Consider the following 13,923-nt stretch of genomic DNA (forward strand, 5'->3'; position numbering starts at 1 on the left):
GCCTCGCATGGGCTCGCGTCGAGCTCAATCTCTGGTGTATTTCGGCAATTCCTGCCCTCAAATCTCATTCCCAGTGTATTTTCGGAAGTTGGTCATCTCCGCTTGGAGAGCATGTTCGCGCATTTGGTGACCATGCCAAGGCTCATGGAGCGCCTTTAAAGAAATGGCTCTTTAATCAGGTATCAAACCAGCCGTTTGTCACGGCATAGCGCACGATCGATGCCCGGTCGGCGAGCTGCAATTTGTTCATCGCGCGGTTCTTGTAGGTTTCGATGGTCTTGATACTCAGATTGAGATTGGCGGCGATTTCTTTTGAGTAATGCCCCAGTGCAACTTGATGCAAGACTGTCTTTTCTCTTTCGCTCAGAATGCTGATTTCAATCTGGTCGTCTTGCGCGTTGTCTGTTTCACTGTTTATGGAGCGGTGCCCGTTGTGCTTGTTGAGTAAAATGTTTGGGTCGATATAGTTTCCGCCATTGGCTACGATGGATACAGCATTCATGAAATTTTGCGAGGTCACCGTCCTGCTTAAAAATGCATAATTGGAGCCGCGTTCCTTGAACAGCTCGGACAGCTTTTCATCGGCATCCAGAAAGACAAAGGGCACATTAATGCCACGGCTGCCCAATTGATCGATGAGCACTTCCCCTTCTTCTATATTCTGAACGCGTATCATGACAATATCTGGATGTAGGCTCAGGGCTTGTTCGACCGACGTCTGCTCGAAGTCATCCATGGCTCTAACCACGACAAAGTCAGAGCCATTCAGAAGAGCCTTGGCACCCTCAAATATCAGCGGTTCGGCATCAATATAGGCCAAACGCTTTTTCCGATTTGCAATAGTATTTGAATTCTCAATCATAACCGCAGCTCTACTTATGGCACAATTCTAGAGATCATCTTCACAACACTCGTTGAGAAAACGTCATCTCAGAAATACAGTCCTGATTTTCAAGAGTCCGAATCTTCTAGCAAAACCTTTGTCCCCCGACAAAAAATCATCACAAAATAATATAACCCGGGAGGCATTGTAGTATTATTATTTCTGTTTGTATAGACGTGGATACAATTGCACTAGACAATATTAGGCGCTTTAAATTCCTGTTTGAATAGTCGCTTTTTACCTGCGGGTTTTTACGAATAAAACTATGGCGCTGTTTGCCCTTCGTCTTTTAGCTCTTGACCAAAGCGGAATGGCGCGGCGAAAAACTGTTGCTGATGGGTTCGGATGCTGCCCCTATTGCGACAGCCCATTGATCTGCGGTTCCTGCCATCATGAATGGCGCGCCGGACGGATTGATCATTTTGCGCATGTCTTCGTTGATCATGCATACTAGGCGATCAATCAATGGCTTTGGGGCTGTGGCACACAGAATGGTCGCTTCCGGAGCAAACATCAGATTCATGCCTTGCGCTGCCCATCTGAGATAGGAGGCTGCCTGCTCAAGCCAGCGCTCCATAACAAAGTTGTTCTCTTCCAGCGCCGTTGTTATGTGCGCAAACAAATTGTCATCTGAGGGGTTCCAGCCCATGGCGTGGCACAAGGAGGCTAACGAGGCCATATGCTCAAGGCTTTCGGTTTCCGCGCTACTGATGACTGGCTTGAGAAGCCCGATCTCGCCCGCGTTGCCATCTACACCTGTATAGAGCTCGCCATTGATGATCAAACCAGCGCCGAGGCCGAAGCCGAAATAGAAGCAAACGACGTTGCGGAAGCTGTCGGCGTTGCCCATAAGCTTTTCAGCAATGGTCGCCGCTGCGGCGTCATTTTGCAGGCTCACGTCCAGACCGGTTCTTTCCTTGAGGCGTTCGACAAGGGGGAACCTTTGCCAGACTGCCATGGAATAGGCATCGTCGTTGGCCCCATTGGCTTCATTGGCCATTGCTGCCAGCTTGCCAAACGGACCCGGCATGGCGACGCCAAGGCCGGCCGTGCGTCCCGAAGCACCACAGCACATCTGCTCAAGCTCTGCTCTGGCCGCGTTGATCAGATCGACAAGGGTTTCGAACCCCTCCTCCGGATTAACGGAATCAAGTTTCACAGAGTGCCGTATCATGATGTCTCCGGTGAGATTCACCACAATCAGGCGCGCAACATCGCGGTCGATTTGCAGGCCTATGGCGAAGGCACCATTGGATGCCAGTGTATAAGGCTTAGCCGGTTTGCCGCGGCCTTCGCGGATCGTCTTCAAAGGCATGACCAGCCCGTCCTGCTCCAATTCATCAATGATATTGGAGACGGTCTGCTTGGTCAGCTTTGTGGCGCGCGCAAGCTCTGCCCGGGACAGAGCCTTGTTTACGCGGATCGCATCTATGATCACGCGACGGTTATGGGCTCCGGCGCTTCCGGCATTGCTTCCAAACACTGCGCGAATGGTCGCTTTTCTGTTTTTCATAAAAAGACATTGACATGCTTGCGAAAGTTACGCAATCATTAAGTCCAATTACTTGACTAAATAGCCAACCAAGAGCTATCGGCCATTTCCCAAGACGGCCTAATCACCCCCTACGTGACGCTACTCAAGCTTTTTCATGGCGTTATCAGAACCCTCGGCACAGATGTGTCGAGTTTCATTTGAGGAGAACATTTATGCGTTCGAAGATTACAGCAGTCTCTTTGGCAGCCACCGCCCTGACCTTCATGGTTTCCGGTGCCGCGCTTGCCGAAACCCAGCTCAATGCCCTGTTCATGGCGCAGGCCGCCTATAGCGAAGATGATATTCGCGCCATGACGACCGAATTTGAAAAAGCCAATCCCGACGTAAAGATCAATCTTGAATTCGTGCCTTATGAAGGTCTGCATGACAAGACCGTGCTCTCTCAGGGGGCCGGCGGTGGCTATGATGTGGTTCTGTATGATGTGATCTGGCCTGCCGAATATGCCCAGAATAGTGTTCTGGTTGATGTCTCTGACAAGATCACTGACGAAATGAAATCCGGCATTCTTCCCGGCGCATGGACGACGGTCAGCTATGATGGCAAATATTATGGTATGCCCTGGATTCTTGATACCAAGTATTTGTTCTACAACAAGGAAATGTTGAAGAAAGCAGGTATCGAGAAAGCGCCTACCACTTGGGCCGAATTGAAGGCCGATGCGCAGAAGATCAAGGATGCCGGGATCGTTGAATATCCCATCGCATGGAGCTGGGCACAGGCCGAAGCGGCAATCTGCGATTACACCACGCTTGTCAGTGCCTATGGGGGCGATTTCATCAAAGATGGCAAACCAGCCTTTGCTGAAGGTGGTGCACTGGATGCCCTCGACTATATGGTGGATAGCTACAAGTCCGGCCTGACGAACCCGAACTCCAAGGAATTTCTTGAAGAAGACGTCCGCAATGTCTTCCAGAATGGGGATGCGGCTTTCGCGCTCAACTGGACCTACATGTATAACCTTGCCAACGATCCCAAAGAGAGCAAGGTCGGCGGTAATGTTGGCGTCGTTGCTGCTCCGGGCGTTGAAGGTATCAGCGAAGAATCCGCCGTCAACGGTTCCATGGGCCTTGGCATCACCTCCACGTCCGAACATCCTGACGAAGCATGGGACTATATCGTCTACATGACCTCCCAGAAGGTTCAGAACGATTATGCTCGCCTCAGCTTGCCAATCTGGGCCAGCTCCTACACAGACCCCGCAGTGACCGAAGGTCAGGAAGAACTGATTGCAGCCGCCGAGAAAGGCCTTGCAGCCATGTATCCCCGTCCTTTGACGCCGCACTATCAGGAAATGTCCCTTGCGCTTCAGCAGGGCATTCAGGAAGCCCTGTTGGACATGTCTTCTCCGAAGGATGCGCTTGAGGCTGCTGCTGAGAATAGCGGACTTGAATAAATAGATTGCGAGCCGGGATCCTTGGTCCCGGCTCCGTCCGGTTTGCTGCTGTAAGGTGTGACTTTTATATTATCGTGCTGCATCCTTCAGCCTAATTGGGCTTTGGTTTTGCGTATGTCACTGCGCTCAACGCCGCCGTCTCGCCCTCCGGACGTCCGCTCCAGTCAATCCAAATTGAATGAAGGTCCAATCTCATGTTGTCTGACCGCAAGACTCTTCATGTCTGGTTGTTGATGCTTCCGCTTCTGTGCGTCATGATCGCTGTGATCGGGTGGCCGTTGATCGACACGATCCGTCTTTCCTTTACCAACACCCGTCTTGTCGGGTCTGAGGGCGAATTCGTTGGTCTACACAATTTCACCAAGATGCTATCAAGTCGGAATTTTCAGCGTGCATTCTCCACGACCATGCAGTTTACGCTGATCTCGGTGACCCTTGAAATTGTGATTGGTGTGCTGGTGGGGATGCTACTCAATCAGAAATTCTACGGCCGCACCATATTGCGCGGCATGCTGATTTTGCCCTGGGCCTTGCCGACCGTTGTCAATGCCACCCTGTGGCGCTTGATCTATAATCCTGAATATGGCGCCTTCAATGCTGCCCTGCTCAAGCTTGGCATAATCGATCAATATCAGTCGTGGCTGGGGCAGCCGCAAACGGCGATGATGGCGCTCATTCTGGCAGACCTCTGGAAGAATTTTCCGCTGGTGGCCCTGATCGCGCTGGCCGCCTTGCAATCAGTGCCCAATGACATAAGGGCCGCCGCCATATCGGACGGTGCCAATGCGTTCCGCCGCTTCCGCTATGTTATCTTGCCTTATCTCGTCGGCCCCCTGATGGTGGCGGTTGTGTTGCGCACGATCGAGGCCTTCAAGGTGTTCGATATTATCTGGATCATGACCCGTGGCGGACCGGCGAACTCGACGCGCACCTTGTCGATCCTTGTCTATCAGGAAGCCTTTGCCTTCCAGCGCGCCGGATCCGGCGCGTCGCTCGCGCTGATCATCACGCTCGCCATTACCGTTCTCGCCGTCATTTACATTCGCATCATGCGCAGCTGGGCAGGAGGAACCAACTGATGGAGCATCAATCGCGTGCTTTCTCCATATTTGTCCATGCCATGGCGCTTCTGGTGGCGATGGTGATTTTGGCGCCGCTGTTGTGGCTGTTTATCATGAGCGTGTCTTCCAATGCGGACCTTTCTGCCAAACCGCTGCATTTCTGGCCGGAGGTGTTTGATTTTTCCCGCTATGGGCAATTGCTCTCGCGTAGCAATAATTCCATGGGAGAGGCTTTCGTCGCCTCGCTATTCAACAGCATCAAGGTGGCCAGTATGGCAACGTTGATCGCGTTGGCCATCGGCATTCCCGCGGGTTGGGCCGCATCGCGCAATCCCCGCGTCGGGTGGTCTCTGGGCGCTGTGGTTGCTACCTATATGTTGCCGCCGGTGGCGCTGTCCGTACCGCTTTACATGATCCTTGCCAAGGCGGGCCTGTTGAACACCACGTGGGGGCTTGCTCTGGTCTATCTCAGTATTCTGGCGCCCTTTTCCACCTGGCTGCTCAAGGCTGGTTTTGATCCCATCCCGCGGGATCTGGAAATGGCCGCCGCCATAGACGGGGCGCGTCTGGATCAGACCTTGCGCATTGTCATTCTGCCGCTTGCCATGCCGGTGATTGCGACCTCGCTGATCTTTGCTTTTCTCCTGGCGTGGGATGAATTTTTCTATGCGCTTCTCTTTACCTCAAACCAGCAGGCCAAGACCCTGACTGTTGCCATTGCCGATCTGGCTGGCGGGCGCGTGTCTGATTATGGCCTCATCGCAACGGCTGGTGTGTTGGCCGCGTTACCCCCCGTTTTTGTCGGTGTCCTCATGCAAAGAGCCCTAATTTCCGGTCTCACCAATGGAGGCGTGAAAGGTTGAAAATGAACAAGAAACCAGAAACCGAGGCACAATTGGCCATTTACAACGAAATGGCTAGACAGTTCAAAGACAGCAAGGCATCGATCGATGGTGCGAAAGAGCCTGCTGAAAAGATTGCTGCGTCCTTGCGCCAGACCGGCCGGTTGCTGCTGCTGGGCATGGGGGGATCCCATGCCGTTGGGCGCGCGCTGGAGCCGCTATACCGGGCTAGTGGCATCGACGCCATCGCCGTTCCCCTGTCTGAACAGCTTGGCCAGCCGCTGCCGGTTGATGGGCGGACGATTATTGTTACCTCGCAATCGGGAGAAAGTGCAGAGGTTTTGCGCTGGTTCCGTGACTGTGCGCCCAAGGACCATGTCTTCGGCCTGACGATGGAGCCCAATTCCAGTCTAGCAGGGCTTGCGCCTTGTCTGGTGGGGGCTGGCGGATCGGAGATCCCCTTTGCGGCGACAAGGAGCCTTACGGTCTCTGCCGCGCTTCATGCGGCGGTTCTTGGCGCCTTGGGGCAGGATCTAGAGGATCTGTTTGCCATCCTTCAGGGCGAGCCCTCTATTGCGATTGATGAAGCAGTCAAGGCGCTCGGTGATGTGAATACGGTTGTCACCTCCTCGCGTCAGTTGCAGGGGGTGGCAGAGGCTATCGCGCTTGGTCTGACCGAGCTTTCGCGTTTGCCATGCTTCGGTCTGGAAGGTGGGCAGTTTCGCCATGGGCCGGTGGAAATGCTTGGTGTGAGCGTCGGTGTTGTTCTGTTTCGCGCTAGAGATGAAACCTGCGATCTGGTGACCGGTTTTGCCGAATTTGTAGCGGAAACGAGTTCGCCTCTGGTGGTGTTTGACGCATCGGGCAAAGAGCCGATCAAGGGGGCGATTACGGTTTCTTGTCCGTCAGCGCAGGGCCTTGCTGCCATCTTCTCGGTTTTGCCTGCAGCACAGCGCTTCATGGTCGATTTCGCCGCCTCGCGCGTCGAAAATGTCGGTACGCCATTGCGATGCACCAAAGTCACCAGAGTGGAATAACAAGGGTTCAGTTGAGAATGAAGAAGAAAAGCTTAGCTCTGGCAACGGTTGGCAATGTGAATGTCGACCTGATCATGGGGCCGGTGTCGCCGAACCTTCCAAGTGGGACGGAACTGATTGTCGAACATGATGAGTTACGTGTTGGAGGCGCTGCTGGCAACGTAGCTCTTGCATGGCAAGCCTTGGGGTGTCCCTATCAGATTGCGGCCAATATCGGGTCTGACCATTTTGGCGACTGGCTGAAAGCCGAGTTCGGAGCGCCTGCTGCAGGCTGGCCTGCCGCCTCTGGAAATACGACTGTGTCGGTTGGCGCAACGCATCCGGATGGGGAACGCACCTTTCTGACGACCAAGGGGCATTTGCTCGCTCTCTCCTGGCCTCAGGTGAAGCAGATGATCGATTGGCAGGTGCTTTCAGGTGGCGTTCTTCTGGTGTGCGGTTCCTTCCTGACCGACAGCCTGACCAAAGATTATCCGCTGATGTTCGCGCATGCCCGGCAGCATGACGTTGCGATTGCCCTTGATACAGGTTGGCCGCTTGAGGATTGGACTGATGCGATCAGAGCCGAGACTCTGAAGTGGCTCGCCAATTGTCAGTATATTCTGTTCAACGAAATCGAGGCTACCTCTCTTTCCGGGCAGGATGATCCTGAATCTGCTGGCAGGTGGCTGCTGGACCATATGCCTGATGGGGGAACCGTGATCATCAAGCGGGGCGGCAATGGGGCCATGCTTGTGCGCGCGGATGGCATTCTGTCATGCCCTGCCCCCAAAGTGGCGCTCGTGGATACTATCGGCGCAGGTGATGTGTTCAATGCCGCCTTCTTTGCAGCGCGTGCGCAAGGCAAAGACTGGCCAGAGGCTGTGCAAGCTGCCATCGAAACGGCGTCGCTCGCCATTTCCACTCATCCCAGATGTTACCTTCCCAACACAAAGCCGGAGTCGTTTCATGAGCTCGCTTGACCTTAGTGGTGTTACCAAAAAATTCGGTTCGCAAGAAACGCTTAAGGGCATCGACTTGACGTTGGAGAGCGGCGAATTCCTCGTGCTGTTGGGAGCTTCTGGCTGTGGCAAGTCAACCTTGCTAAACCTGATCTCGGGTTTGCTTGACCCAAGCTCTGGCACCATTACGCTGGATGGTCGCACCCTAAACGGGGTTCATCCCAAAGATCGCGATATTGCCATGGTGTTCCAGTCCTATGCGCTGTATCCGAATTTGTCGGTTGCGCGTAACATCGGCTTCGGGCTGGAAATGCGCAATGTGCCGAAAGCCGAGCGCGAGAGCGCGGTATTGGAAGCCGCCAAGGTATTGCAGATTGATCATCTGCTCGAGCGCAAACCATCAGATCTTTCTGGCGGACAGCGCCAGCGTGTTGCGATCGGTCGCGCTCTGGTGCGCAAGCCGAAACTGTTTCTGTTCGACGAGCCCCTATCCAACCTCGACGCCAAATTGCGCATGGAGATGCGCGGGGAATTGAAACGGCTGCACCAGATGTTGGGGGTTACGATTGTCTATGTGACCCATGACCAGATCGAAGCTATGACGCTGGCAACGCGCGTTGCCGTCATGCGCGATGGCCATATCGAGCAGTTAGGCACGCCGGAGGAAATCTATAATCGGCCTGCGACAACCTTTGTTGCCGATTTCATGGGATCACCTCCGATCAACATGTTCAAGGGGCAGCCGCTTGCGGGCACCAATCTTATCGAACTGGACGCTGCTGATCAGCCATTTGTTCTTGATCGCGAACAGCGCTCCTCGGCTGCAACAGATGTGCCTCAAAAGCTGCTGGTTGGCATTCGGCCCGAGGCTTTCAGGCTGGAGCCTATTGAAGGCGGTATTCCGTTTGATTGCGTGGTTGAAATTGTGGAATTGACCGGTCCGGAGAAAATCGTTTCCTTTGACGTGAAAGGTCAAAGGCTGATTGCCACCTTCAAGCCCGAACATGAGTTTCGAGCTAGCGAAAAGATCCGGCTTTATGCGTCAATGGACAAGCTTTCCATTTTTGACGCCGAAAGCGGGAAAAGCTGGCTTTAGGCAAGCATAGACGTGTAAGAAGCTAAGCTAAGCTAAGCACCAGATTTGCGCGGCTCGGCCTTTCTCCGCCAGTTTTTGGGTGTTGATCCATAAGTCTGCTTGAAGGCGTTGGTGAAGCTTGACTGGTTGTTATACCCTGCCAGAAAAGCGGCCTGACCGATTGGCATGCCCTGATTTTCGATGGCCTGCCGGGCTTTCTCAAGACGTTGTTTGCGAATGAAGTCAGATACTGTCAGGCCGAATTGATGCTTGAAATTGCGCTGGATAGAGCGTTTGCTCGTGCCGGTTTCCCGTGAGAGGGTCTCGATGGTCAGGTCTGCGTGCAGATTCTCGACAACATAGCTGCGCACGCGCTCTGCCTGATTGTAGATATGGACCTTTTCAAGGGGCCGCGTTTGGTGTTGCCTGTTGGTTAAATCCATACAGGCAAGTGATAGCAGTTCCATGGCCTTGGCCAGCCGATAGAGCCTGAGACTTTCGGGGGCATTGGATTCCTGAAATTGGGGGGGCGGATTGATGATCAGTTCGCCCAATTGCACCATGTCGCAGTTGGCCTGCCATAAATAGCTGGTGATCTGCCCATTCTGGAACTGCTTCAGAATTCCTCCGTCTTGTGCATCTGTGACGGTCTGGAGCCAATCAACTGGTAGTGAAAGCTTGATCTTGCGCAGGATGCTGTCGCCATGGTTTGGCAGGCTGCGCAGGGTGCAGGACTTATTGCGCTGGATGATTGCGATTTGCGGCTGACTGCGACAGCCCCTGCCCGCATCGATATCGAACAACATGTCATCAAGATAGAATTTCTGTCCGCCTTCCAGAAACAGCAAAAGCTGGAAACAGGGAGACAGCTCTTGGGCTACAATGCCGGTATGATGTTTTGGTTTCCCATCAAGGAAAGCGACATTTGCAAAGGTTGGTGACATTTGGAAACCAGCCATTTCTTTCTCCAGTCGGGATACTCTACTTAGATTTCGTGGGTGCGTCGCTGCATGCGGGCAAGTCATGAGCGCTGCTGACTTGACGCTTTTGCGCAAAAGAATGGCGCGTCGGCGAAAGTCTTCGAAATTTACATCAAACGCCAACTTCCATTAACTTGACTATTAAAGTCAAGATATATTTCGGGCGCGAATGTGGCCCGAATATCTGGCTCGATCCCTTTCCAAACAAAAAGGTTCGTTGTTTTCCAATGACTTCTTATGCGTTCAATAGAATAACCAACAACAAGGACCAAAAGACCCGTCACACTGTTTTGGGCCTGACCAGCCCGACCCTCGTGCTGGCATCGCTTCTGACCACCACAGCTCTAGCCCAGGCTCAGGAGATAACCGAAGAAGACATGCTCAACGCCATTGTCGTGACTGCGGCAGGGTCCGAGACGGATGTTACCAATGCACCGGCCAGCGTTAGTGTTGTCACTTCTGAAGACATTGAAAAACTGCCCGCTCAGGATGCCCGTGCGCTTCTTGGCGATGTGCCCGGTATTACCTTCAACTATTCGGGCAACCAGAAGAAGGTTCAGATTCGCGGCCTCAGCGAGCGCTACACCCTGTTTCTGATTGATGGCAAGCGAGTCAATTCTGCGCCCAACGTGTTCCGCGGCAATGATTATGATTCCGGCTGGGTGCCCGTTGAGGCGATCGAACGGATTGAGGTCGTTCGCGGCGCCATGTCCTCACTCTACGGGTCGGATGCCATTGGCGGTGTTGTCAATATCATCACCAAGAGAGCGCAGAATGAATGGCATGGCTCTCTAACCACAGAAGTGACCGTGCAGGAAAACCGCAAGTCGGGTGACTATGGGCGCGGGTCCTTCTCCCTGTCCGGGCCGCTTGTCAAAGACAAGCTGTTCTTGAAAACCTTCGGTAGCTATGATGTGCGCGTGGCTGATGATGATGATCTAAACCCCGGCCTCCAGCGTGATGGTACGCCTCTTCCTGGATTTTCCGAAAGCGACGACAAATTCATTGATGGCACAGCAACCTGGTTGATCAATGACAGTCATGAAATGGACTTCAATCTGGGCTTCTCCAGCCGCAAGCAGGATGAAACCACACTAGAGCGCAAATCGGTAGGCGTTACCCATCGCGGTGAATATGATTTCGGCTCGTCGGAAGTGAAGGTATATGGAGACCAGATCCACAATGATTATGGGCATGGCAACCGCACGGGAGAAATGCAGCCCAACACCGCCTATAACTTCAATGCCGACGGCAAGGTCAACACCGAGGTTGATCTGATCGTTCCGCATAAGCTGACCGTTGGTGCTTCCTACAAATATCAGGAGATCAATGATGACTATGTCCTGATGGGGGCCGGTGGAACGGAGTCTTCGGTTTGGCAAGGTGCGCTGTTCCTTGAAGATCAGGCCATGATCACCGACCGGTTCGAAATGACGTTCGGCACACGCTTTGACAATCATGAGAAATTCGGCTGGAATGTCAGTCCGCGTCTTTATGGCGTTTTCAACCTGACGGATGAGCTGACCCTCAAAGGCGGTTGGTCTTCGTCCTTTAAGGCGCCAACGCTGCTGGAAAACAGCCCCAACTGGTATCAGGTTTCCTGTGGTGGCGGATGTTATATGATCGGTAGTGAAGATCTTGATCCGGAGATCGGTTCCAGCTTCGAAGCTGGAGTTTCCTATGATCGCGATCTCTTCTCGGTAGGGCTGACAGCCTTTCATAACGAGATCAAAGACATGATCCCCTTCCCGCCTGCGCGGACATCTGACACGGTGGCCTCTCTGGGGTATACCAACTATGTCGGCCTTGCGGCCGATGGCAGCCCGATGTTTACCTATGAGAATATCGATGAAGCCCGCACCATGGGGGTAGAGGCGAGTTTCTCACTGCGTCCGCGTGATGATGTGACAATCACCGCCAACTATACCTATCTGGATGCCAAGGCTATTAGCGGAGTGAAGCGCCCTCTTGCCTATCAGCCAGAGCATACGGTGAATGTAGGCGTGGATTGGCTGGCGACGGATCAATTAACGCTGAGCGCCAAGGCGAACTATACCGGAGAGCAATATACCTATGTGCCTAGCGATGGGGACATGAGCGGGGCTTCCAAGGTGGATGGATATTTCACCGCAGATCTGACGGGAGCCTATGAGGTGAATGATAATTTCACCTTGAAAGCCGGTGTTCTCAATGTTGCTGACAAGCAGGTCTATCGGGATGTCTCGGATGATTTCAACGTGGATGGGCGCAGATACTATTTCTCCGCCAATCTTAAATTCTGATCCTTACCAGAAATGAATTCTGACCCGCCTCTCGCCCGTTTTCGGGCGGGAGGTTTTGGTGCGTTTATCAGCGTTTTCCTGATCTTCTGATGTCCCTACTGGAAAGTTTGCCCAAATGTTCATCCAGTCCCGTTTTATCGCTCAAGCCGTGCGGGCGTTGCTCGTTGTCGGCGTGGGTGTTTTTTCCCAGAGTGTCCATGCCATGTCTCCCGAGGTGATTGAACAAATAGATGCCATCCACGACCCCATTCGTGTTGACGTGGTCGCCAATAAGCCTGTCGCTATCCATTTGCTTGGTGATTCCGGAGCGTTGGTTGGTGTGTCATTTGAAACGTCTGGCTTGCCATTTGATATCGCTCTTGCGGGGAAAGACGGGACGCATTACCGGCAGTTTCTGGCTCAAGGCGAAGGACGCAAGCATGTGGTGTTCATGATGCCTGACAAGCCTTCCTATCTGGCAGTCTCCAGCTCTGAGGCGGGCTCTCTTGCCATAACGCAGACAAGCATGGTCGCTGAAAAGGACCTGCATGCTCCAAAGCGCAGCTATCAAAGCCCTCGCCTTCGTGTTTTGGCCGAGAAGCTGGAACAGGAGGGGAACACTGATGCCTTTTGGCAGGACATCACCAAAGAAGGCACGCCTATGGTGGAACCGGGCAACAAGGGCGAAACACTGTTGACCTTTCTTGCAAGAGGGGCTGAACGAAATGTCAAAATGCTAGGTGGCCCTGCCAATGATATCTATGCGCTGGAAAGGCTTGGCAACAGCGATGTCTGGTTCCGGACGGTGTCTGTGCCTGCAGGAACTTTGTTCTCCTATCAGTTGGCGAAGGATGTGCCTGATTTTGATGGCTCTAAACGCGCACGCCGTGTGGCGATTCTGGCAAAGGCCAAGGCAGACCCGCTCAATCGCTATCCATGGCCGACTAAGGCACCGGATGCCTACAATCAGTCTTCGACCTTCCGAGCCGGTGGCGGTGCGTTGGAACCATGGTTTGAGGTCGTGTCTGAAGCACAGGGAGCGCTTAGCCATCACCGAATTGCGAGTGTCGAACTGGAGAATGAAAGAGATATCTGGATCTATCGCAGTGCCGGCTTTGATTCATCCGATCCCGATACGCCTTTGCTTTTTGTTTTTGATGGCGAACAGTTTTTGCGCAAAGGGCATCTGGATCGCAGCATTGATGCGCTGGTTGCCGCAGGCAAAATTCCGCCTCTGGCCGCTGTATTCGTTTCTTCTATCGACAATGTGGTGCGCGCGAAAGAACTGCCGGATAATGACGCCTTTGCTGCCTTTATGGCCAAGGATGTCCTTTCCCTGGTGCGTGAAGAGTTAGGCTTTTCTCCGCGGGCCGAGAGAACAATTCTCAGCGGGTCAAGCTTCGGTGGCCTTGGCTCGACAACCATCGCGCTCAAGCATCCTGAAGCCTTTGGCGCGGTGTTGTCGCTTTCGGGGTCCTATTGGTGGTCGGACAAGGGAGCATATTCTGGCGCCAATATGATTGCCCGGCGCGTGGCGACCCATGATCGTGCGCCGGTTCGCTTCTATCTTGCAGCAGGCCTGTTCGAGACCAGCCGTGGCGATGGCTTTGCGAGCATTTTGGAGCCAAACAGGCATCTGCATGATGTGCTCCTTGCTAAAGGCTATAGCGTGGTCCATCAGGAGTTCCCAACGGCGCACGACATGTTTGCCTGGAGAGAGCAGTTGCCTCAAGGGCTGATTGCATTGCTGGGAAGCGTGGATGCCAATGCGCGAGTGGTTGGCAAATAGGCTGTTGATATCTTGAATTTGATATTCAAATTTAAGTCATGAGCCTGTTTTGGTGCTTTTCATTGTCACATCTTGGCCTATGTTGCAAGTGACACTCATGTTTAA

At 53.3% G+C, this 13,923-nt stretch carries 11 protein-coding genes; 8 read left to right on the top strand and 3 right to left on the bottom strand.

The genetic code is table 11. The features are described 5' to 3' along the window. Window positions 1-175: 175 nt before the first annotated feature. Window positions 176-820 carry a response regulator transcription factor gene (locus BM258_RS14840; RefSeq protein WP_210186763.1) on the bottom strand — a complete coding sequence of 215 codons (645 nt, stop codon included), beginning with the start codon at window positions 818-820 and terminating at the stop codon, window positions 176-178. A 352-nt stretch (window positions 821-1,172) separates the two neighbouring features. Further along, entirely contained in the window at window positions 1,173-2,396 is a 1,224-nt protein-coding gene (locus tag BM258_RS14845; RefSeq protein WP_090073607.1) for an ROK family transcriptional regulator, read from the bottom strand. Window positions 2,397-2,641: 245 nt separating this feature from the next. Here BM258_RS14845 and BM258_RS14850 point away from each other — a divergent pair, with 245 nt between their 5' ends. The 6 genes from BM258_RS14850 (at window position 2,642) to BM258_RS14875 (ending at window position 8,809) form a co-directional block, all read left to right on the top strand. Further along, entirely contained in the window at window positions 2,642-3,832 is a 1,191-nt protein-coding gene (locus BM258_RS14850; RefSeq protein ID WP_244544722.1) for an extracellular solute-binding protein, read from the top strand. A 194-nt stretch (window positions 3,833-4,026) separates the two neighbouring features. Next, entirely contained in the window at window positions 4,027-4,911 is an 885-nt protein-coding gene (locus BM258_RS14855) for a carbohydrate ABC transporter permease (RefSeq protein ID WP_090073611.1), read from the top strand. Then, the gene (locus BM258_RS14860; protein WP_090073612.1) at window positions 4,911-5,756 is read left to right on the top strand and encodes a carbohydrate ABC transporter permease; all 846 of its coding nucleotides are present in this window, start codon (window positions 4,911-4,913) and stop codon (window positions 5,754-5,756) included. The genes BM258_RS14855 and BM258_RS14860 overlap by 1 nt, the downstream gene beginning before the upstream one ends. Before the next feature lie 2 nt (window positions 5,757-5,758). Then, complete coding sequence (locus tag BM258_RS14865) at window positions 5,759-6,772, top strand: SIS domain-containing protein (protein ID WP_090073615.1); 1,014 nt, start codon at window positions 5,759-5,761, stop codon at window positions 6,770-6,772. Between the two features lie 17 nt (window positions 6,773-6,789). Next, window positions 6,790-7,734 (top strand): carbohydrate kinase family protein, encoded by a 945-nt coding sequence (locus tag BM258_RS14870; protein WP_090073616.1) that lies wholly within the window; start codon window positions 6,790-6,792, stop codon window positions 7,732-7,734. Continuing rightward, window positions 7,721-8,809, top strand: a complete 1,089-nt coding sequence (locus tag BM258_RS14875; protein ID WP_090073618.1) for an ABC transporter ATP-binding protein — start codon at window positions 7,721-7,723, stop codon at window positions 8,807-8,809. The genes BM258_RS14870 and BM258_RS14875 overlap by 14 nt, the downstream gene beginning before the upstream one ends. Window positions 8,810-8,841: 32 nt before the next feature. Here the strand turns inward: BM258_RS14875 and BM258_RS14880 are convergent, their stop codons facing one another. Beyond that, on the bottom strand, window positions 8,842-9,747 hold the full coding sequence (locus tag BM258_RS14880; protein WP_175528086.1) for an AraC family transcriptional regulator: 906 nt from the start codon (window positions 9,745-9,747) through the stop codon (window positions 8,842-8,844). A gap of 248 nt (window positions 9,748-9,995) precedes the next feature. Between BM258_RS14880 and BM258_RS14885 the strand changes: the two genes are divergently transcribed. Both BM258_RS14885 and BM258_RS14890 read left to right on the top strand, forming a co-directional pair. Beyond that, window positions 9,996-12,050, top strand: a complete 2,055-nt coding sequence (locus BM258_RS14885) for a TonB-dependent receptor domain-containing protein (RefSeq protein ID WP_090073622.1) — start codon at window positions 9,996-9,998, stop codon at window positions 12,048-12,050. Window positions 12,051-12,165: 115 nt separating this feature from the next. Further along, window positions 12,166-13,818, top strand: coding sequence for an alpha/beta hydrolase-fold protein (locus BM258_RS14890; RefSeq protein WP_090073623.1), 1,653 nt, complete (start codon window positions 12,166-12,168; stop codon window positions 13,816-13,818). Window positions 13,819-13,923 lie beyond the last annotated feature (105 nt).

This window comes from Cohaesibacter marisflavi, from assembly GCF_900115225.1.
Classification (GTDB): domain Bacteria; phylum Pseudomonadota; class Alphaproteobacteria; order Rhizobiales; family Cohaesibacteraceae; genus Cohaesibacter; species Cohaesibacter marisflavi.

What these genes read in the sequence shown, in the direction of transcription:
- BM258_RS14860 (WP_090073612.1), top strand. Translation starts at nt 4,911, where the DNA reads ATGGAGCATCAATCGCGTGCTTTCTCCATATTTGTCCATGCCATGGCG.
- BM258_RS14855 (WP_090073611.1), top strand. Translation starts at nt 4,027, where the DNA reads ATGTTGTCTGACCGCAAGACTCTTCATGTCTGGTTGTTGATGCTTCCG.
- BM258_RS14865 (WP_090073615.1), top strand. Translation starts at nt 5,759, where the DNA reads ATGAACAAGAAACCAGAAACCGAGGCACAATTGGCCATTTACAACGAA.
- BM258_RS14880 (WP_175528086.1), bottom strand. Translation starts at nt 9,747, where the DNA reads ATGGCTGGTTTCCAAATGTCACCAACCTTTGCAAATGTCGCTTTCCTT.
- BM258_RS14885 (WP_090073622.1), top strand. Translation starts at nt 9,996, where the DNA reads ATGACTTCTTATGCGTTCAATAGAATAACCAACAACAAGGACCAAAAG.
- BM258_RS14890 (WP_090073623.1), top strand. Translation starts at nt 12,166, where the DNA reads ATGTTCATCCAGTCCCGTTTTATCGCTCAAGCCGTGCGGGCGTTGCTC.
- BM258_RS14870 (WP_090073616.1), top strand. Translation starts at nt 6,790, where the DNA reads ATGAAGAAGAAAAGCTTAGCTCTGGCAACGGTTGGCAATGTGAATGTC.
- BM258_RS14875 (WP_090073618.1), top strand. Translation starts at nt 7,721, where the DNA reads ATGAGCTCGCTTGACCTTAGTGGTGTTACCAAAAAATTCGGTTCGCAA.
- BM258_RS14845 (WP_090073607.1), bottom strand. Translation starts at nt 2,396, where the DNA reads ATGAAAAACAGAAAAGCGACCATTCGCGCAGTGTTTGGAAGCAATGCC.
- BM258_RS14850 (WP_244544722.1), top strand. Translation starts at nt 2,642, where the DNA reads ATGGTTTCCGGTGCCGCGCTTGCCGAAACCCAGCTCAATGCCCTGTTC.